Source organism: Sphingobium agrisoli (genome assembly GCF_041877245.1).
Taxonomy (GTDB): Bacteria; Pseudomonadota; Alphaproteobacteria; order Sphingomonadales; family Sphingomonadaceae; genus Sphingobium.
Genome location: NZ_JBHDJI010000012.1, coordinates 78,247 through 97,851, shown reverse-complemented (window position 1 = coordinate 97,851; position 19,605 = coordinate 78,247). Strand labels below are relative to the sequence as shown.

Annotated in this window: 18 protein-coding genes, 1 tRNA gene and 1 pseudogene; 12 read left to right on the top strand and 8 right to left on the bottom strand. The window is 65.1% G+C overall.

Annotated elements, in window-relative coordinates:
- Position 1 precedes the first annotated feature (1 nt).
- The 3 genes and pseudogenes from ACETPF_RS17540 to ACETPF_RS17530 all read right to left on the bottom strand — a co-directional run bounded on the left by ACETPF_RS17540 (position 2) and on the right by ACETPF_RS17530 (position 3,267).
- Positions 2-724, bottom strand: a pseudogene (locus ACETPF_RS17540) (DUF1800 family protein).
- A 233-nt stretch (positions 725-957) separates the two neighbouring features.
- Positions 958-2,130 (bottom strand): acetyl-CoA C-acetyltransferase, encoded by a 1,173-nt coding sequence (locus ACETPF_RS17535; RefSeq protein ID WP_373935924.1) that lies wholly within the window; start codon positions 2,128-2,130, stop codon positions 958-960.
- 48 nt (positions 2,131-2,178) lie between these two features.
- Positions 2,179-3,267 (bottom strand): alpha/beta hydrolase, encoded by a 1,089-nt coding sequence (locus ACETPF_RS17530; protein ID WP_373935863.1) that lies wholly within the window; start codon positions 3,265-3,267, stop codon positions 2,179-2,181.
- Between ACETPF_RS17530 and phaR the strand changes: the two genes are divergently transcribed.
- From phaR to ACETPF_RS17515, 3 genes are all read left to right on the top strand, one after another.
- Positions 3,266-3,859: a polyhydroxyalkanoate synthesis repressor PhaR gene (gene phaR, locus ACETPF_RS17525; RefSeq protein ID WP_373935862.1), complete on the top strand. Its 594-nt coding sequence runs from the start codon at positions 3,266-3,268 to the stop codon at positions 3,857-3,859. The genes ACETPF_RS17530 and phaR overlap by 2 nt on opposite strands.
- Positions 3,860-3,866: 7 nt before the next feature.
- On the top strand, positions 3,867-4,211 hold the full coding sequence (locus ACETPF_RS17520; protein ID WP_373935860.1) for a hypothetical protein: 345 nt from the start codon (positions 3,867-3,869) through the stop codon (positions 4,209-4,211).
- Positions 4,212-4,307: 96 nt separating this feature from the next.
- Positions 4,308-5,834, top strand: coding sequence for an aminoacyl--tRNA ligase-related protein (locus tag ACETPF_RS17515; protein WP_373935859.1), 1,527 nt, complete (start codon positions 4,308-4,310; stop codon positions 5,832-5,834).
- Positions 5,835-5,975: 141 nt separating this feature from the next.
- Here the strand turns inward: ACETPF_RS17515 and hslU are convergent, their stop codons facing one another.
- Both hslU and hslV read right to left on the bottom strand, forming a co-directional pair.
- On the bottom strand, positions 5,976-7,277 hold the full coding sequence (gene hslU / locus ACETPF_RS17510) for an ATP-dependent protease ATPase subunit HslU (RefSeq protein ID WP_373935858.1): 1,302 nt from the start codon (positions 7,275-7,277) through the stop codon (positions 5,976-5,978).
- A 118-nt stretch (positions 7,278-7,395) separates the two neighbouring features.
- Positions 7,396-7,962, bottom strand: coding sequence for an ATP-dependent protease subunit HslV (hslV, locus tag ACETPF_RS17505; RefSeq protein ID WP_373935856.1), 567 nt, complete (start codon positions 7,960-7,962; stop codon positions 7,396-7,398).
- 172 nt (positions 7,963-8,134) lie between these two features.
- Here hslV and ACETPF_RS17500 point away from each other — a divergent pair, with 172 nt between their 5' ends.
- Positions 8,135-8,323 carry a hypothetical protein gene (locus tag ACETPF_RS17500; RefSeq protein ID WP_373935854.1) on the top strand — a complete coding sequence of 63 codons (189 nt, stop codon included), beginning with the start codon at positions 8,135-8,137 and terminating at the stop codon, positions 8,321-8,323.
- 12 nt (positions 8,324-8,335) lie between these two features.
- On the opposite strand, the gene ACETPF_RS17495 is transcribed toward ACETPF_RS17500, so the two are convergent.
- The gene (locus ACETPF_RS17495; protein WP_373935853.1) at positions 8,336-8,464 is read right to left on the bottom strand and encodes an entericidin A/B family lipoprotein; all 129 of its coding nucleotides are present in this window, start codon (positions 8,462-8,464) and stop codon (positions 8,336-8,338) included.
- A 141-nt stretch (positions 8,465-8,605) separates the two neighbouring features.
- Between ACETPF_RS17495 and ACETPF_RS17490 the strand changes: the two genes are divergently transcribed.
- The 7 genes from ACETPF_RS17490 to ACETPF_RS17460 all read left to right on the top strand — a co-directional run bounded on the left by ACETPF_RS17490 (position 8,606) and on the right by ACETPF_RS17460 (position 16,709).
- Positions 8,606-8,680: transfer RNA gene (locus tag ACETPF_RS17490), tRNA-Val, on the top strand.
- A 115-nt stretch (positions 8,681-8,795) separates the two neighbouring features.
- Complete coding sequence (locus tag ACETPF_RS17485; RefSeq protein WP_373935851.1) at positions 8,796-11,012, top strand: S9 family peptidase; 2,217 nt, start codon at positions 8,796-8,798, stop codon at positions 11,010-11,012.
- Positions 11,013-11,124: 112 nt separating this feature from the next.
- Positions 11,125-12,150 (top strand): aspartate-semialdehyde dehydrogenase, encoded by a 1,026-nt coding sequence (locus tag ACETPF_RS17480; protein WP_373935849.1) that lies wholly within the window; start codon positions 11,125-11,127, stop codon positions 12,148-12,150.
- 7 nt (positions 12,151-12,157) lie between these two features.
- Positions 12,158-12,814: a DUF2238 domain-containing protein gene (locus ACETPF_RS17475; protein ID WP_373935848.1), complete on the top strand. Its 657-nt coding sequence runs from the start codon at positions 12,158-12,160 to the stop codon at positions 12,812-12,814.
- Between the two features lie 24 nt (positions 12,815-12,838).
- The gene (locus ACETPF_RS17470) at positions 12,839-13,600 is read left to right on the top strand and encodes an alpha/beta fold hydrolase (RefSeq protein ID WP_373935847.1); all 762 of its coding nucleotides are present in this window, start codon (positions 12,839-12,841) and stop codon (positions 13,598-13,600) included.
- A 53-nt stretch (positions 13,601-13,653) separates the two neighbouring features.
- Positions 13,654-15,525: a M2 family metallopeptidase gene (locus tag ACETPF_RS17465; RefSeq protein WP_373935846.1), complete on the top strand. Its 1,872-nt coding sequence runs from the start codon at positions 13,654-13,656 to the stop codon at positions 15,523-15,525.
- Positions 15,526-15,557: 32 nt separating this feature from the next.
- Positions 15,558-16,709 (top strand): GGDEF domain-containing protein, encoded by a 1,152-nt coding sequence (locus ACETPF_RS17460; RefSeq protein ID WP_373935844.1) that lies wholly within the window; start codon positions 15,558-15,560, stop codon positions 16,707-16,709.
- Between the two features lie 123 nt (positions 16,710-16,832).
- Here ACETPF_RS17460 and ACETPF_RS17455 read toward each other — a convergent pair whose 3' ends face one another.
- Together ACETPF_RS17455 and ACETPF_RS17450 are read right to left on the bottom strand one after the other, a co-directional pair.
- Complete coding sequence (locus ACETPF_RS17455) at positions 16,833-18,287, bottom strand: AMP nucleosidase (RefSeq protein WP_373935843.1); 1,455 nt, start codon at positions 18,285-18,287, stop codon at positions 16,833-16,835.
- An 82-nt stretch (positions 18,288-18,369) separates the two neighbouring features.
- Positions 18,370-18,852, bottom strand: a complete 483-nt coding sequence (locus tag ACETPF_RS17450; RefSeq protein ID WP_373935842.1) for a peroxiredoxin — start codon at positions 18,850-18,852, stop codon at positions 18,370-18,372.
- A gap of 146 nt (positions 18,853-18,998) precedes the next feature.
- On the opposite strand from ACETPF_RS17450, the gene ACETPF_RS17445 reads away from it, so the two are divergent.
- The gene (locus tag ACETPF_RS17445; protein ID WP_373935841.1) at positions 18,999-19,559 is read left to right on the top strand and encodes a YqgE/AlgH family protein; all 561 of its coding nucleotides are present in this window, start codon (positions 18,999-19,001) and stop codon (positions 19,557-19,559) included.
- Positions 19,560-19,605 lie beyond the last annotated feature (46 nt).

Below are 19,605 nucleotides of genomic sequence, written 5' to 3'. Positions count from 1 at the left end.
CTCATCTCCGCTGAATCTCGGGGCTCATGAGCAGCAGCGCCAAAGCCTGCTGCGGCGTGGCAGCGCGACGGATCGCGGTCGCGGTCTCATCTGTCAGCTGCCATCCGGTTGCGCCCGTCGCGATGCGGGGCGTATCGACCCGGTCACCGAAGCGCCGACCGAGATCCGCCGCCCAGTCGAGACGGCTCTTGATCCCATCCGACAGCAGCCAGCTATTGTCGCCTTCCGGCCATCCCTTGGGCGGCGGCGCCTAGAGCGAGGGCTGGCCCATGGCGGCAAGCGCGCGCCCGACATCCATGGGCGAGGGAACGGCATGGACGATACCGGCGGCGATATGCAGTAGCTCGATCGGCTGGCGCAATTTGCGCGGCGGCTCGGTCCAGATCGCGTCGAGCGACAGCATCGTGCGCGTGACTTCGCGCAGATCGCCTTGCGACTGCTGGAAGCTGCGCGAAAGCATCGCGATATCCGCCGGTCGCGCCGAGTCGCCGACGAAGCTGCGCAGCATCCGTGTCGAGACGTTGTGTGCGGTGGACGGGTGGTTGGCGAGCAGGGTCAGCGCGCGGCGCAACTGATCCGGCCCTTCGTCCGGCAGTTTCTGGCCCAGAAGGGTCTTGGCCCCAGGCTCGTGCCGGCGCGGGTTGAACATGACGGTGCCGCACTTGGGACTAGCGGGGTTCAGGTTGACGCTCCAGCCGGCCAGTATGGCGGCCCTGCTGGTCACATCCGCCAAGCTTGGCCTTCCGCGCGGCGATGCCGATGCTCATCTAATCCCGAAGAGAGCGGCGGCCTTCAATGCTGCGTCCAGCCACGCCGTCCGGTTAGGCGGCGCTCCTATGCCGCTCCATGCGCCAAAACCAAGCCGACTCAGTCCGACCATCATGTCGTTGTCGTTCGCCATGACGCCCCTTGTGCCGAGGTCTAGCTGAACGGGAGGCTAATGTCCCTTTTCGGTGATCAGCGCTCGATCGCCATGGCGACGCCCATGCCGCCGCCGATGCAGAGGGTGGCGAGACCCTTCTTCGCGTCGCGCTTGCCCATTTCGTAGAGCAGGGTGGTCAGCACGCGCGCGCCGGACGCGCCGATGGGGTGGCCGATAGCGATCGCGCCGCCGTTCACATTGACCTTCTCCGCGTCCCAGCCCAGTTCCTGACCAACGGCGAGCGCCTGCGCGGCGAAGGCCTCGTTGGCTTCGATGAGATCGAGATCGGCCACCGACCAGCCCGCCTTCGCCAGCGCCTTGCGGCTGGCGGGAGCCGGGCCGATGCCCATGATCGAGGGATCGACGCCGCAGGTCGCAAAGGCGGCGATGCGGCCGAGCACGGTCGCACCGCGCCGGGCGGCTTCGTCGGCGGTCATAAGCACGAGCGCGGCCGCGCCGTCGTTCAACCCGCTGGCGTTGCCAGCGGTGACGGTGCCGTCCTTCTTGAAAGCGGGTTTCAGGCCCTGCATCCCCTCGACCGTAGCGCCGTCACGGATATATTCGTCGGCGTCGACGATGGTGTCGCCCTTGCGGCCCTTGACCGTCACCGGCACGATTTCGTCCTTGAAGCGGCCCGACGCGCGGGCGGCCGACGCCTTGGTCTGGCTGGCGACGGCGAATTCGTCCTGCGCTTCGCGGCCGATCTGATATTTCTCCGCCAGATTTTCAGCGGTGATGCCCATATGATAGGCGTTGAAGGCGTCGGTAAGCCCGTCGACGATCATTGTGTCGACCAGGGAGACATTGCCCATCTTCTGGCCAGCGCGCAGGAACTGGGCGTGGGGGGCAAGCGACATATTCTCCTGACCGCCGGCCACCATGATGTGCGCGTCGCCATTGGCGATCGCCTGCGCCGCGAGCGCCACGGCGCGCAGGCCCGAGCCGCAGACCTGGTTGATGGCGAAGGCGGTGCGATCGGTCGGGATACCGGCGGCGACGGCGGCCTGGCGCGCCGGGTTCTGGCCGAGGCCGGCGGTGAGGACGTGGCCGAGGATGACTTCGTCCACCTCGTCAGCCGCAACCCCGGCCTGTTCCAGCGCCGCCACGATCGCGGTCTGGCCCAGGACATGCGCCGGCGTGGTGGCATAAGCGCCGAGGAAGCTGCCGACCGGGGTGCGCTTGGCGGCGGTGATGACGATATCTGACAAGGTGCTGATCCTCATGCCTGCGGGGTCTTTTCGCAGGTGCACATAGCATCAGCCGCCGTGGCTGGAAAGCCATCCGGACAGGGGTTCCCAAAGGGATGACTGCGCCCGTCCGCCGGCCACCATGCCGACATGGCCAAGCGAAAGGCTGCGCTGGTCGACAAGGGCGGGGCCGGCGGCGGCGGGGACGATCCGGTCGCTGGTCGAGACGATCGAGAGGGTGGGGCAGGTGAGCGCCGGGGGATCGACAGGCTGGCCGTCGATCCGCCATGCGCCCGACCCGCTGGCGTTGGCGCCGTAGAATGACTCGAACAGGTCGCGGCCGGCGGCATGGGTCAGCGGCGCGCCGCCATTGGCCCAATCCTCCACCGCCAGGAAGGCGCGTTCCGCGTCGGAGCCGGGATCGGCATCGGCGAAGGCGGCGTATTTTCGAATGGTGCGCGCCGGGTCCATCGCCCAGAAGCCCGATTGCAGCACCTCCATCGGGACGTAGCCAAGCCGTGCACAGGTCACTTTTGCCTTGTCCCATAGGCCTGTGACGAGATCGCGGTCGGCTTGCGGAAAGCCGTCGAACCGCCAAGGGGTCGCGACGGTGGCGACGGCGGGGAAAGGGCGCAGCGCGGCCGCGCCGAGCGCGAGAGTGCCGCCGAGGCAATAGCCGACGAGGATCGGCGGGCGGGTCAGGGTGGCGAGGAGCGGCAGGAGGCGATCGGTGACATGCCGGTCGAGGCCGAGCATCGCATCCTCCGGCCCCGGCGCGCCCCAGTCGATGAGATAGGCGTCGTGACCTGCCGCACTTATGTGGCGCAGCATGGATCGGCTTTCCGACAGGTCGAGCACCTGTGGCGGATTGATGAGCGAGGGCACGAAAACAACGGGATGCTTGTCCTGCTGCGCGCCATAGCGCAGCAAACGGGCTGGGCCGGCGGTGGCGACGCACGGCATCGCCGGCGGCGTGGGCGGGCGCGGCGCCTGCTGATACCGCCGCAACCCTGCGAAGGCGCGGCGGCGCAGAGCGGCGTCGCCTTCGGTTTCGCGCCATAAAATATTGAGAAAGAGGGGCAATGGGCGCGGCCCATGTTGCGGTGCGGCAACGATTTGTGCTAACGCGGAAAACGCAGGTGAGGGAGAGGAATCCATGCCCAAATCCAAGACCGCCAGTGAAACCGAACCGGTCGTTATCAAGAAATACGCCAACAGGCGGCTCTATAATACAGAGACGTCAAGCTATATCACGCTCGATCTGCTGTCGCAGATGACGCGCGAGGGGCGCGAGTTCGTGGTGGTGGATGCCAAGACGGGCGAGGATATCACGCACAATGTGCTGACCCAGATCATCATGGAGGAAGAGCAGCGGGGCAAAAATATGCTGCCGGTCAATTTCCTGCGCCAGCTGATCGCCATGTATGGCGATTCGATGCAGTCGATGGTGCCGCAATATCTCGAAGCATCGATGGACGCATTCCGCAAGAACCAGCAGCAGTTCCAGGAAGCGATGAAGGGCGCGTTCGGCGGCGGCCCGCTGGCCGAGATCGCCAAGCGCAACATGCAGATGTTCGAGGCGGCGGCGAGCGCGTTCGGTACGACCATGCCCGGGATGCCGGGCATGCCGGGCATGCCCGGCGTGACCCCGCCGGCATCGTCCGCGAGCGACGACAGCAAGGACGACGAAATCGCCGAGCTGAAGGCGCAGCTCGCCGCGCTAAACGCCAAGATCGACAAGTTGAGCTGATCGCGAGATGGCAAAGGCGGACCGTCTGGAGCGGCTGGACGGTCGCCGGGTCGAGATGGAGGACGATTATCGCGCAGCGTTGATCGCCGCTTTGCGCGCGACGGCGGCGGGCCGTTGGGGGCTGTTCGGGCATAATTCCGACCGCTATTCCCGCGCCGCCGCCCGACCGGCGCTCGATCAGCTGGACGAACTGGCCGGCGATATCGATCGACTGCGCGGGCAACTGGCGATGGACCCCTTCGACCTTCACCAACAATTCCTGGCTGCGCGAGGCCCGGTGGCAGCGGACGCGGTCGGCGAGCCGAAACAAGCCATGGCCTGGTTAGAGCGGATGGGCGTGGCGGTGGGCTGATCGTGGCACGGGCGCGTCGCGCCGGGGGTCGACACAGGTGGCGCGTCTGGCCTATGGCGCGCCATCTTTTTATCGCATTGCTAAGGTTACCGCCCCGTGAAGCACGCCCTATCCGTCACCCGCGACCAGGATTTCGCCGCCTGGTATCAGGCCGTCATTTCCGAAGCCGACATGGCCGAAGAGAGCGGCGTGCGCGGCTGCATGGTCATCCGGCCGTGGGGCTATGGCATATGGGAGCGGATGCAGACCCTGCTCGACGCGCGGATCAAGGCGACGGGCCACGAGAATTGCTATTTCCCGCTGTTCATCCCGCTGTCCTACTTCGAGAAGGAGGCCGAGCATGTCGACGGCTTCGCCAAGGAAATGGCGGTCGTCACGCATCACCGGCTGATCCAGAAGGACGGCAAGCTGGTTCCCGACCCCGACGCGAAGCTGGAGGAGCCGCTGGTCGTGCGGCCAACGTCGGAGACGGTGATCGGCGCGGCGTTCAGCCGCTGGGTGCAGTCGTGGCGCGACCTGCCCGTGCTGATCAACCAGTGGGCGAACGTCGTGCGCTGGGAAATGCGGACGCGCATGTTCCTGCGGACCGCCGAATTCCTGTGGCAGGAGGGACATACCGCCCACGCCACGGTCGACGAGGCTATGGACGAGACGCTCAAGATGCTCGAAGTCTATCGCGAATTTGCCGAGGATTGCGTCGCGCTGCCGGTGATCGCAGGCGAGAAGCCGGAGAATGAGCGCTTCCCCGGCGCGGTCGCGACCTATTCGATCGAGGCGATGATGCAGGACGGCAAGGCTTTGCAAGCCGGCACGTCGCATTTCCTGGGCACCACTTTCTCCGCCGCGCAGAACATCAAGTTCCAGAACGCCGAGGGGCAGCAGGAGTTGGCGCAGACGACCAGCTGGGGCGTCTCCACCCGGATGATCGGCGGCCTCATCATGGTACATGGCGATGATGACGGCCTGCGGGTGCCGCCCCGTATCGCGCCCCATCAGATCGTCGTCGTGCCGATGCTGCGCGACACTGACGAGGATCAGGCGATCCTCGATTATTGCGGCGAGCTGGTGGCGTCGCTGAACGAGCTGGATGCGTTCCGCGAGCCGGTGCGCGCGCTGCTGGACAAGCGCCCGGCCAAGGCGGCGACCAAGCGCTGGGGCTGGGTCAAGAAGGGCGCGCCGATCGTGATCGAGGTCGGCGGGCGCGACGTGGCGGGCGGCAATGTGTCGGTGATCCGCCGGGACCGGCTGTATCGCGAGGACGGGAAGCTCGACAGCGCGATCATCGCCAAAGGCGATTTCGTCGGCGGCGCGGTGGCGATGCTGGAGGATATCCAGGCGGGGTTGTTCGCTGACGCCAAGGCGCGGCTCGACGGCAATATCGATCGGTCGGTGACGACGTTGGACGGCCTGAAAGCCTATTTCGCCGCAAGCAAGAAGCCCGGCTGGGCCGAGGTGCAGTGGAGCAAGCCGACCGGCGAGGCGCTGGAGAAGGTGGTCCAGTGGTTGAAGGGCGAGAAGCTGACGCTGCGCAACGTGCCGATGGACGCGGCGGCGGCGGATGGGGTTTGCGTGTTTACCGGCGTGCCGGCGGTGGAGCGGGTGCTGGTGGGGCGTAGTTATTGAGGTGATCCACTCTCCTCCCGCATGCGGGAGGGGCAGCGAGACTTATGAGCCGAAGGCGAATTTAGTCGCAGCGGGGTGGGCTTACGCTAGGTGGCGCCGCCCACCCCCTAGCCCCCTCCCGCTTGCGGGAGGGGGAACAAGTTAGAGGACATACTTACTCAAATCGGCATCCCGCGCCACGGCGGCCAGCTGCTTCTCCACATAGGCAGCGTCGATGACCAGCGTTTCGCCGCGGCGGTCTTCGGCGTCGAAGCTCACATCCTCCAGCAGTTTCTCCATCACCGTCTGCAGGCGGCGGGCGCCGATATTTTCGACTTCGCTGTTCACTTCGGCGGCGATCTTCGCGACGGCGCGGATACCGTCCGGCGTGAGGTCGATCGTGACGTCCTCCGTGGCGAGCAGAGCGCGATATTGGGTGACCAGGCTGGCCTTCGTGTCAGAGAGGATGGCGACGAAATCCTCCTCGGTCAGCGCTTTCAATTCCACGCGGATCGGCAGGCGGCCCTGGAGTTCGGGCAGCAGGTCGCTGGGCTTGGCGACATGGAAGGCGCCCGACGCGATGAAGAGGATATGGTCGGTCTTGAGCGGGCCATATTTGGTCGAGACGGTGGTCCCCTCGATCAGGGGCAGCAGGTCGCGCTGAACGCCTTCGCGGCTGACGGAGCCGCCGCGCACGTCGCTGACCGCGATCTTGTCGATCTCGTCGAGGAAGACGATGCCATTCTGCTCGGCGCTGGTGATGGCGACGCGGGCGACATCGTCCTGGTCGAGGCGCTTGTCCTGTTCCTCCTCGACCAGCTTGTCCCAGGCGTCAGCGACGCGCATCTTGCGGCGCTTCTTCTGTTGCTGGCCGAACGCCTTGGACATCATGTCGGACAGGTTAATCATGCCGACCTGGCCGCCCATGCCGGGGATTTCCATCGGCATGGAGGGGCTGTCGGCGACTTCCACCTCGACCTCGACATCGTTCATCTGGTCGCCCTCGATCCGCTGACGGAAGGAGAGGCGGGTGGCCTCGCTCGCTTCCTTGCCGGTCAAGGCGTCGAGCAGACGGGTCATGGCGGCTTCCGACGCGGCTTCGCGGACGGCTTCGCGGCGGCGGTCCTTTTCGAGGCGCACCGCTTCCTCGACCAGGTCGCGGACGATCTGCTCAACGTCACGGCCGACATAGCCGACCTCGGTGAACTTGGTCGCCTCGACCTTCACAAAGGGGGCGTCGGCCAGTTTGGCGAGGCGGCGGCTGATCTCGGTCTTGCCGCAGCCGGTGGGGCCGATCATCAGGATATTCTTGGGCGTCACTTCATCGCGCAGGTCGGCGGACAGGTGCTGGCGGCGCCAGCGGTTGCGCAGCGCGACCGCGACGGCGCGCTTGGCGTCCTGCTGACCGATGATGTGCGCGTCGAGCGCGGCGACGATGGCTTTGGGGGTCAGGTTGTCGTTCATATCTTCTCTCAAACCCCTGTCACGGGAAAGGTAGGGGGTGGGGTCTATCCGGGTAGGTGGGCGCTTGACCGCTAGACCCCACCCCAACCCCTCCCCTGAAGGGGAGGGGCTTTATGTGTCAGCTCGCGCTGTCCAGCGTTTCGATCGTCAGCTGGTCGTTGGTGTAGACGCAGATGTCGGCGGCCACGCCCATCGCCTTTCGCGCGAGGGTTTCGGCGTCCTCCTCATAATCGACCAGCGCGCGGGCGGCGGCGAGGGCGAAGTTGCCGCCCGATCCGATCGCGGCGACGCCGCCTACCGGCTCCAGCACGTCGCCATTGCCAGTGAGGATCAGCGTCACGTCCTTGTCGGCGACGATCATCATGGCTTCGAGGTTGCGGAGATATTTGTCGGTGCGCCAGTCCTTGGCGAGTTCCACCGCAGCGCGCATCAACTGGCCGTTGTGGCGCTCCAGCTTGGCTTCGAGCCGCTCGAACAGGGTGAAGGCATCGGCGGTCGCGCCGGCAAAGCCGCCGATGACCGAGCCGTCGTGCAGGCGGCGCACCTTCTTTGCGTTGGGCTTCATCACCGTCTGGCCCATCGAGACCTGACCGTCGCCAGCGACGACGACCTTCCCATGTTTGCGGACCGACATGATGGTGGTGCCATGCCAGACCGGCATGGAGGAACGGGCAGTGTCTTGCATGACGCGCCATATGGGTCGCGCGCGCCGGCTCCGCAAGCCGCGGCAGCGGGTACGGCGAGCCGTGCGCTTTAGGCGACCATATTCATGACAAAAGCTGTTGGAACAAAGGCAGGCCGATTGACATTGTGCAGTGCACAACGGAAAATGACGATCAACCTCCATGGAGTCCCGCATGTCCCTTAGAGCAAGAGCCCAGGAAAAGGTCGAGCGCGCCGGGATTTCCAACTATAGCTTCGATCAGGACATATTGGTGATGTGCGGGGTACGCTACGCGATCGAGGCGTGCGATTGTGGCGAGCCCGACTGCGATGGCGTTCGCTTGCGCAAAAACGCGACGGCGATCGGGCGCATCCTCCAGTAGGATTGCGGGCGCTTAGTGGATGACGTCGCGCCCGGCGCGGCCGACCGATTCGATGTCGCGGCCCACGCCCTGGACCGTGTTGCAGCCAGCCAAGGCGGTCAGCAACAGGCTTCCGATCAAGAGAGTGAGGGCTGGGCGCATGGATGTCTGGTCCTTCGATGGGTCGGTTCAGCGTCCTCTTAGCTGTGACGATGCCGCGACAAAACCCTTTTGCGTCGGGCGGCCGTGGTCCTGCTTGACAGGGCGCGCCGGCGATGCCAATGGCCGCCTCCTCCTTTCAGGGGGCGCGTAGCTCAGCGGTAGAGCACACCCTTCACACGGGTGGGGTCACAGGTTCAATCCCTGTCGCGCCCACCATGACCCAGCGGGGCATGGTAGGACAGATTATTTCCCGGCATTGATCTTTTCTTCGGCCTCGCGCTAAGCCTGCGGCCTGTATCGCGGCGTTTCGGGCCGCGCCGAAAGGACGACCATGCCTCCCTATCTAAAAGCCGGCGCCGCTCTGCTGGCGCTCTCCGTGCCCGCCATCGCCCAAGCTCAGGAAAAGCTGACGCTGGAGCGGGTGTTCGCCAGCCCCGACCTTTCCGGGCCGCAGCCGCGCGCGCTGAAATTGTCGCCGGACGGGTCGCTGGTGACGTTGCTGAAGCCGCGCGCGGAGGACAAGGAGCGGCTGGACCTGTGGGCGATCGACACGCGCACCGGCAGGGAACGGATGCTCGTCGATTCGAAGAGGACCGGCAGCGGCGCGGACCTCAGCGAAGCGGAAAAGATGCAGCGCGAGCGCGATCGGAGCGTCGCGGGCAGCACGGGCATCGTCAGCTATGACTGGTCGCCGGACGGGAAGAGCATACTGGTGCCGGTCGATGGCGACCTTTATCTCGCCGGGCTGGACGGCAAGGTCGCGCGGCTGACCGACACGCCGGACGGGGAACTGAACGGCGTCGTCAGCCCCAAGGGCGGCTTCGTGTCGTTCGTGCGCGGCGGCAATCTGTTCGTCCAGCCGATCGGCGGCAGCGAGCGGCAGGTGACGACGGGCGCGAGCGAGACGGTGAGCTGGGGCGTCGCCGAGTTCGTGGCGCAGGAGGAAATGGACCGGCGCACCGGATACTGGTGGTCGCCCGACGACCGGCTGATCGCGGTCGCACGGGTGGACGAAAGCCCGGTCGGCACCGTCACCCGCACCGCGATCGGCGGGGAGGGGACCAAGGTCTATACCCAGCGCTATCCTGCGGCGGGAACGCCCAATGCGATCGTCGACCTTTATGTCATGAAGCCCGACGGGTCAGGGCAGGTGAAGGTCGATCTGGGGCCGGAGAAGGACATTTATCTCGCGCGGGTGAACTGGTCGAAGGACGGCGGAACCCTCTACGTCCAGCGCGAGAGCCGGGACCAGAAGCGGCTCGACCTGCTGGCGGTCGATCCGACGACAGGCAAGGCGCGCGTCGTGCTGACCGAGACGGCGAAGACATGGGTCAATCTTTCCGACAATTTCCGGCCGCTCAAGGACGGGAGTTTTCTGTGGTGGTCGGAGAAGAGCGGGCATGGGCATCTTTATCGTGTCTCCGGGGACAAATGGACCGCGCTCACCAGCGGCGCATGGGAAGTGCGCGACGTGGCGGGCGTGGATGAGGGGCGCGGCCTTGTCTATTTCACAGGCAACCGGGAAACGCCGCTGGAGCAGCAGCTCTACGTCACGTCGCTGGTCCGGGCGGAAGCGCCCCGCGCGTTGACCCAGCAGGGCTGGTGGAACGATGCGGTGATGGACGGCGCAGCCAGCCGGGTGATCGTGACGCGGCAGAATAGCGATCAGCCCAAGCAGGTGTTTCTGGCCGACAGCGCGGGCAAGCAGTTGCAATGGCTGTCGCAGAACGCGCTGACGGGCGATCATCCCTATGCGCCCTATGTCGCCAGTCATGTGAAAACGACATTCGGCACGGTGAAGGCGGTGGACGGGTCGACGCTCTACACCAAGATGATGACGCCGCCGCTGGAGCCAGGGAAGCGCTATCCCGTCTTCATGATCCATTATGGCGGGCCGGGCGCGGGACGGCAGGTGACGAACAGCTGGTCCGGGGCGCTGAGCCAATATCTGGTCGATCGCGGCTGGATCGTCTTTGCGATCGACAATCGCGGTACGCCCGATCGGGGCAAGGCGTTCGAGGATCAACTCTACCGCGCCATGGGCTCTGTCGAGGTGGACGACCAGCTGAAGGGTGTGGAATGGCTCAAGAGCCAGTCCTTCGTCGATCCCAAGCGGATCGCGACCTATGGCTGGTCCTATGGCGGCTATATGTCTCTGAAGTTGCTGGAGAAGGCGCCGGGTGTGTTTTCCGCCGCCGTAGCCGGCGCGCCGGTGACGAAGTGGGAGCTATACGATACCCATTATACCGAGCGCTATCTAGGCCAGCCCCAAGACAAACCCAGCGCCTATCCGGCGTCGGACGCGATCGAGGATGCGGTGAAGATCCGCGATCCGCTGCTGCTGATCCACGGCATGTCTGACGACAATGTCGTGTTCGACAATTCGACCGCGCTGATGGCGAAGATGCAGGGCGCGGCGGTGCCGTTCGAACTGATGGTCTATCCGGGGCAGACGCACAGGGTCGGCGGGCCGAAGATCAGCGTGCACCTGTGGCGCACGATCGAGGATTTCCTGGCGCGGCGCGGAGTCGGGCCGGGCGCGCAATAAAGGCCGGGGCGAAGGCGCGATTGGGCGCGGGAAAGCCCATTTGTCTGGACAAATGGCGACAGACCGCTATGCGCCGGCCCCGCAAATCCTTGCACGAGTGGAGTGTTGAGTCATGGGTTACAAGGTCGTCGTCGTGGGAGCCACCGGAAATGTGGGCCGCGAGATGCTGACCATTCTCGCCGAGCGCGAGTTCCCGATTGACGAGATCGCGGCGGTCGCTTCGCCCCGGTCGCAGGGCACCGACATCGATTTCGGTGACACCGGCAAGACGCTCAAATGCAAGAATATCGAGCATTTCGACTTTACCGGCTGGGACATCGCTCTGTTCGCGGCGGGCAGTGGCCCGACGGCGACCTATGCGCCCAAGGCGGCTGCGGCCGGTTGCGTGGTGATCGACAATTCGTCGCTTTACCGCATGGACCCGGACGTGCCGCTGGTGGTGCCGGAGGTGAACCCGGATGCCATCGACGGCTACGTCAAGAAAAACATCATCGCCAACCCCAACTGCTCGACGGCGCAGATGGTCGTGGCGTTGAAGCCGCTGCATGACGCGGCGAAGATCAAGCGCGTGGTGGTCGCCACCTACCAGTCGGTGTCGGGCGCGGGCAAGGCTGGCATGGACGAGCTGTTCGAGCAGAGCCGCAACATCTTTGTCGGCGATCCCGCAGAGCCCAAAAAGTTCACCAAGCAGATCGCGTTCAACGTGATCCCGCATATCGACGTTTTCCTGGACGACGGATCGACCAAGGAAGAATGGAAGATGGTCGCGGAAACGAAGAAGATCCTCGATCCCAAGGTGAAGGTGACGGCGACCTGCGTGCGCGTCCCCGTGTTCGTCGGCCACTCCGAAGCGATCAACATCGAGTTCGAGAACGAAATCTCCGCTAGGCAAGCGCAGGATATCCTCCGCGAAGCGCCGGGGATCATGCTGGTCGATAAGCGCGAAGATGGCGGCTATGTCACCCCGGTCGAGTGCGTGGGTGACTATGCGACCTTCATCAGCCGGGTGCGCGAGGATTCGACCGTCGACAACGGCCTGTCGCTCTGGTGCGTCAGCGACAATCTCCGCAAGGGCGCGGCGCTGAACGCCGTGCAGATCGCGGAACTGCTGGGGCGGCGGCATTTGAAGAAAGGCTGACGGCAGGATGATCGCCGGCGCTGCCAGGACGTGGAAGGCCGTTCCGTTCGCGCAGCGCCGGATGATCCTCTTGCTGGTTGCCACGGTGGCGCTGGCGAATGTCGCGCAGCCCTATCCCGATCTTGCGCCGCTGCACCATGGGCCGACCCTAACTTTGGGGATCGCGGCGCCATGGCTTCTGCGGCGATGGCCGATTTCAAACAAGGCTGCGGCATGTCTGCTGTTGTTCCTGCTGCTTCACACCTTCGCGGCGCGATGGATTTACAGTTATGTGCCCTATGATGACTGGGCGCGGGTGCTGATCGGGAAGGATATTTCGGGCTTGACCGGCGCGGAGCGCAACGGCTTTGATCGGCTGGTCCATTTCGCGTTCGGCGCGCTGCTGACCTTTCCGATCGGGCATATTGTCGAGCGCTACGGTCGCGTCAGGCAGCGGCTCGCGATCCTGTTCGCTTTTTGTGCGGTTGGGTTCGGCAGCGCGGTGTATGAAATCTTTGAATGGCTGCTGACAATCATCGCAGCGCCCGACATGGCCGAATATTATAACGGACAGCAGGGCGATATGTGGGACGCGCAAAAGGATATGGCGCTGGCGCAGTTGGGCAGCTTATGCGCACTTGTGCCGCTTCTGTGGCGCCGCCGACCTGAGCCTGTCCGCGCCTAGTCTATTTGCACGAGGATCACTGTGATGACCGGCCTTCCCCTAGAACGCCATGAGGTAAAAGGCTTCGATGGCCTGCCGATCGCGGTGCATGTCGCGGGGGAAGGGCGGGATCTGATGCTGATCCACGGCTATTTCTCCAATGCCTGGACCAACTGGATTCGCTATGGTCATGCCGCGAAGCTGGTGGAGGCGGGGTTCCGGTTGATCTTGCCGGATTTGCGCGGCCATGGGGAAAGCGGCAAGCCACATGATCCGGCGGCCTATCCCGCCGATGCGCTGACGCACGACAATCTGGCGGTGGTCGAGCATTTTGGCCTGACCGACTATGACCTTGGCGGCTATTCGCTGGGCGCTCGGACGAGCGTGCGGATGCTGGCGCGGGGCGCGAGCCCGCGGCGGGTGATCCTGTCGGGCATGGGGCTGCGGGGGCTGACGCAGACGCTGGACAATGGCGGCTATTACACCAACGTCCTCACCAACCTCGGCATGTTCGAGCGGGGGACGTCGGAATGGATGACCGAGGCGTTCCTGAAGACCACAAAGGGCGATCCGGTCGCGTTGCTCAATATCCTCAAGACCTTCGTCGATACGCCGGCGGAAGTGATCGCGGGCTTCCGGCAGCCTACGGCCGTCATCTGCGGGGCGGACGACGACAGCAACGGCAGCGCGCATGAACTGGCCGATATCCTGGCCGACAGCCATTATTATGAGGTGCCGGGCAACCACATGAACGCTGTCACCCGCAAGGAGTTGGGGCAGGCGATGGTCGATTTCCTGACCGCTTGACTGTATCGCATCGCTAAGTCAGCTTCCCCGCATCAACCGACAAGGGGACGCACATGAAAATCGCCATCTCGCTCGCCGCGCTCGCGGCCGGCCTCGTCGCTTCGCCGGTGCTGGCGCAGCAGGCGCCGGCCGCCGCCGACGTGAAAAGCTTCCTCGCCCAGGCGGAAAAGCGGATGTTCGACCATTCGATCATCAACGGCCGGGCGTCCTGGCTCAACGCAACCTATCTCACCGACGACAGCGACGCGGTCGCTTCCTATTTCGGGGCGATCGATACGAAGATGCGCGTCGAGTTCGCGCTGGAGGCGGCGAAATTCGCCACCGCGCCGGGGCTGACACCCGAGACCAGGCGGCGGCTGACGCTGCTGCGCACCGCGCTGACGCTGCCCGCGCCGACGACGCCGGGCGCGGCCGAGCAGCTCAACGATCTGTCGACGCGGCTGCAATCGACCTATGGCAAGGGCAGGGGCACGCTGCGCGGGCAGCCGATCAACGGCAGCGACATCGAGGCGGAGATGGGGACGAACCGCAACCCCGACGAGCTGAAGGAGATGTGGGTCAACTGGCACGACAATGTCGGCGCGCCGATGCGGGGCGATTATGCCAAGCTGGTCGGCATCGCCAACGCTGGCGCGAAGGAACTGGGCTTTGCCGATACCGGCGCGATGTGGCGGTCCAAATATGACATGCCGGCGGACGATTTCGCGGCGCTGACCGACAGAATCTGGGCGGAGGTGAAGCCGCTCTACGACCAGCTTCATTGCTACACGCGCACCAAGTTGAACGAGAAATATGGCGACGCGGTGCAGGCCAAGACCGGGCCGATCCGCGCCGACCTGCTCGGCAATATGTGGGCGCAGGAATGGGGCAATATCTATGATGTGGTCGCGCCGGCAGGGGCGGGAGACCTGGGCTATGATGTCGGCGACCTGCTCAAGGCCAAGGGGTTTGTCGAGACCAAGGCGACTCAGGTCGATACACCCGATACGCCGGAAAAGCAGCGGCGCGGCTATTGGGAAAAGCAGATGTTCAGGATCGGCGAGGGTTTCTATTCCTCGCTGGGCTTCGCGCCGCTGCCGGCGACCTTCTGGGAGCGGACGCAGTTCGTGAAGCCGCTCGACCGCGAAGTGGTGTGCCATGCGTCGGCCTGGGACATCGACAACAAGGACGATCTGCGCGTCAAGATGTGCACCAAGGTGAATGGCGACGATTTCGTCACTATCCATCATGAGCTGGGGCATAATTACTACCAGCGGGCGTACAACAAGCAGCCGCAGCTTTATCTGGACGGGGCCAACGACGGCTTCCATGAGGCTATCGGCGATTTCGTGGCGCTTTCCATCACGCCCGACTATCTGGTGCAGATCGGCCTGCTCGATCCAGCGAAGGTGCCGGGTGCGGACAAGGATATCGGCCTCCTGCTGCGGCAGGCGATGGACAAGGTCGCGTTCCTGCCCTTCGGCCTTTTGATCGACAAATGGCGCTGGGGCGTATTCGACGGGTCGATCCCGGAAAGCCAGTATGAGAAGGGCTGGACCGATCTGCGCCTCAAATATCAAGGCATCATCCCGCCGGTGGCGCGCGACGAGAGCAAGTTCGACGCGGGCGGCAAATATCATATTCCCGGCAACACGCCCTATACCCGCTATTTCCTGGCGCGGGTGCTGCAATTCCAGTTCTACGAGGCGGCATGCCGGCAGGCGGGATGGAAGGGGCCTCTGCACCGCTGTTCCTTCTATGGCGACAAGGCTGTCGGGGCGAAGCTCAATGCGATGCTGGAGTTGGGCGCGTCGAAGCCCTGGCCGGAGGCGCTGGCGGCCTTCACCGGCAGTCGCGCGATGTCGGGCAAGGCGCTGGTCAACTACTTCGCGCCATTGCAAAAATGGCTGGCGCAGCAGAACAAGGGCAAGACTTGCGGCTGGTAATCTATTTTTAACTTCATTACTGCGCGCAGCCCATGAACCCCGCAATCATCATCATTGCCCTGCTGTTCTTCACCAGCAGCATCATGACGGTCGCGACGGCCGTCGCGTGGGTGCATTTCGGGCGGCAGCGTCATGTGCGCAGCTGGGCGCTGTCCTACGGGCTCTCGATGCTGCAATGGGTCGCCAATGCGGCCGGATTGCTGCTCAAGAGTCCGGCGCTGATCGCCCTTGCGAGCCTGTTGATCGTGGTGAGCGGGTCGCTGGTGCTGGTGGGCGTCTATCAGCGCGCCGGGCGGGCTGTGCCGCGCGGCACATTGCTGGCGGCGGGGGCTATGGTGGCGGGGGCGGGAGCCTATGTAGCGCTCGTCAACGACCGGCCGCTTCAGGGCATGATCGTGCCGGGCTATGTCGGCATCCTGATGCTCTGCGCGGCGGTGGCGCTGTGGCCAAGGGACCGGCGGTTCAGCGCGCCGGAAATGGCGCTGTTCGTCATGTTCGCGCTGTTCGCATTGTTCCAGACGGCGCTCGCCGGCAGCGCTGCGCTGGAACTGGGGCGCGGGACCGGCGCGGGCATGGCGACCTATCGCGCGGTCATGGCGCTGTGTTTGCCTTCCATATATGTCGGCTCGGGCGTCGCGGCGGTGCTGGTGGTGGCGGGCGATCTGGCGCACCAGTTGCGGCGGCAGATGCTGCATGATCCGATGACGGGCGTGCTCAACCGGCGCGGGCTGGAGGAAGCGGCGGAAGGTGCGATCGCCAATGCCGATCGGCATGGCCGGCCGCTGGCGCTGGTGGTGTGCGATCTCGACGGGTTCAAGGCGCTGAACGATGGCTTCGGCCATATCGCCGGGGACGAGGCGCTGCGCGGTTTTGCCCAGTTGCTCAAGAGCGCGGTGCGGCGCGGCGATATTGTCGGGCGGATGGGGGGCGACGAGTTCGGGTTGCTGCTGGTCGAGACCGACGCCATCGCCGCCGCCGAGGTGATGGAACGGGTGCGCGCGGAAGTCGCTTGCTTGCGCCTGCCGGGCGCATCCGACGCTCTGCTCAATGCCAGCTTCGGGGTGACGCAGTTGGATGGCGGCGACCGGAATTTGGACGATCTGGTCGCGCGGGCGGACAAGGCGCTCTATGACGCGAAGAATGCGGGGAAGAACCGGGTCGCCATCTGGCGCGAGGCGGCCTGAGAGTGACGTCCTTTTCGTCATTCCCGCGAAGGCGCGAACCCATTTTCTGACCTCGCGCCAAGCGGATGCCGCTGGAGATGGATCGCCCCCTCTGCGGGGATGACGGTTCAAGGTTGGCGCGCGTTACCGGAACGGCGGTTCGTTGAAGGCGCGCAGCTTGCGGCTGTGGAGTTTCGCGCCTTCCTGCCGCAGCAGTTCGCAGGTCATGAGGCCGACGCGCAAATGCCCGGCAATGGCTTCCTCGTAGAATCGGTTGGCCTGGCCCGGCAATTTGAGTTCGCCATGGATCGGCTTGTCCGACACGCAGAGCAAGGTGCCATAGGGCACGCGGAAGCGGTAGCCCTGCGCTGCGATGGTCGCCGATTCCATGTCGATGCCGACCGCGCGCGACAGGCTGAAACGCAGGGCGGAGTGGGAATAGCGCAGTTCCCAGTTGCGGTCGTCGGTAGTGACAACGGTGCCGGTGCGGAGGCGACGCTTGAAATCCTCCGGGTCGCCGCCGCCCAATATAGCTTCCGCCGCGCTCGCCATCGCGACTTGCACTTCGGCAATGGCGGGGACCGGGATTTCCGGCGGGAGCATGGCGTCCAGCACCTTGTCGTCGCGCAGATAGGCGTGGGCGAGGACATAGTCGCCGATCCGCTGGCTGGGCCGGAGGCCCCCGCAATGGCCGATCATCAACCAGGCTTCGGGTCGGACGACGGCCAGATGGTCACAGATCGTCTTGGCGTTGGCCGGGCCCACGCCGATGTTGACGAGGGTGATCCCGCTGCGGTCGGGCGCGATCAGGTGATAGGCGGGCATCTGATGCCGGCGCCAGGCGCTGTCGGCGACCATGCGGGCGGGGTCGGCGGTCTCCGGCGTCACATAGACGCCGCCCGCGCCGGAAAGCGCAGTAAAGCGGCTGCCCTCGCGCTTCAATTCGGCGCAGGCCCAGGCAACGAATTCGTCGACATAGCGGTGATAGTTGGTGAACAGGATGTACCGCTGAACATGCTCGGCCGGGGTTCCGGTATAATGTTTGAGCCGCGCGAGCGAGAAATCGGTGCGGAGGCCGTCGAACAGCGCCAGCGGCCGATCCCCATGCGCATCCGGCACGAACAGGCCGTCGGCGATCTCGTCGCCGATCTCGGCCAGTTCGGTCGCGGGAAAATGCCGCGCCAGTTCGGTCGGCGGGGTGCCGTCGAGCGCATTGATATCCAGCCCGTCGAGCACATAGGGGAAAGGGATCTGCTGGTCGCTGAGGCCGACGTCGACCTCTACGCCATAATCGCGGACGAGGAGGTCGATCTGCTCGGCGAGATAGTCGCCAAACATCTCCGGACGGGTGACGGTGGTGACGTAGCGGCCGGGTTGCGACAGCCGCGCGAAGGAGCGGCCCGGCGGCGGGGCGGCGTCACGATCCTGATAAGTGACCCGCAGTTCGGGATAGCAAAAGCGCCGGTCGGCGCGCGCTTCGGGGGGCGGCACGCTGCCGTCGCGGGCATAGGCGCGCATCGCGTCGCGCAGCGTGTCGATGGAGGTCTGGTAGATATGGTCGAGTTGCGCGACCGTCGCCTTGCCGATGCTCTGTGTCATCGCCCCCTGTTACCGCCTTTGCGTGACGGAAGGAAGACGGATCGGGGGCGGACGCAGAGCGCCGTCCCCCGATCCCCATCGGTCAGAGCTGCCCCAGCAGATGGTCAGCGGAGGACACCTTGAAGTCGCCGGGCGCCTCGACGTTCAGTTCCTCGACCACTCCGTCCTTGACCAGCATCGAAAACCGCTGGCCGCGCGTGCCGAGACCGAACTTGCTGCCGTCCATGGTGAGACCGACCGCCTGTGCGAAGTCGCCATTGCCGTCGGCCAGCATCGTCACCTTGTCGTCCGCACCGGCCGACTTGCCCCAAGCGCCCATGACGAAGGCGTCGTTGACGGCGGTGCAGGCGATCTCGTCCACGCCCTTGGCCTTGAGTTCTTCCGCCTTGTCGATGAAGCCGGGCAGATGCTTGGCCGAGCAGGTGGGGGTGAATGCACCGGGCACCGAGAAGATCGCGACGGTCTTGCCCGCAAAATAATCGTCGGACGACACCGCTTCGGGGCCGTTTTCGGTCATCTTCGTAAAGGTGGTGCTGGGCAGGCGGTCGCCCTTGGAAATGGTCATGCGCATCTCTCCTTGGCCTTGTGACGGGCGGGAGGTCGGGTATGGCGGCTCGCCTGTCAAGGGCGCGGACGGTTTATCTGTCGCGCCGCCCCACGGGCGCGTTGGCGCGCGCTTGGAAAGGCGCGGCGCTCGTCTATATTCGAGGCATGACAGATACGCGCTTTTACGGGGGGCATTTCCTGCTCGCCCTGCCCGGCATGGAGGATATGCGGTTCGACCACAGCGTCGTGGCGCTGTGCGTGCATGACGAGAATGGCGCGCTGGGCATAGCGGTGGGAGAGGAGATAGACGGTGTCAGCTTCCGCGACCTGTTGAAGAGCTTCGATATCGACGGGAGCGGGGTGCCCGACGTGCCCGTCATGCGTGGCGGGCCGGTCGAGCCGCGCCGCGGGTTCGTGCTGCATTCGCTCGACTGGGGCGGGCAGGACATGGTGCAGGTTGGCAACCGCTGGGGCCTGTCGGGGTCGCTCGACATATTGAAGGCGATCGCGGAAGGGCGTGGCCCCAGCCGTTATCTGATCGCGCTGGGGTATGCCGGCTGGGGCGCGGGGCAACTGGAACAGGAAATGACCGGCGAAAGCTGGTTCCTGGCGGACGGCGACGCGAATTTGCTGTTCGAGACGCCGGCGCAGCGGCGGTGGGCGGCGGCTTTTGCGGCGGCAGGCGTGGATGCGTCGCATCTGGTGTCGGGCGCAGGATCGGCCTGAAGCCACATAAAGAAAACTTTATATTAGGTTGTCAGGACGGCGGGCC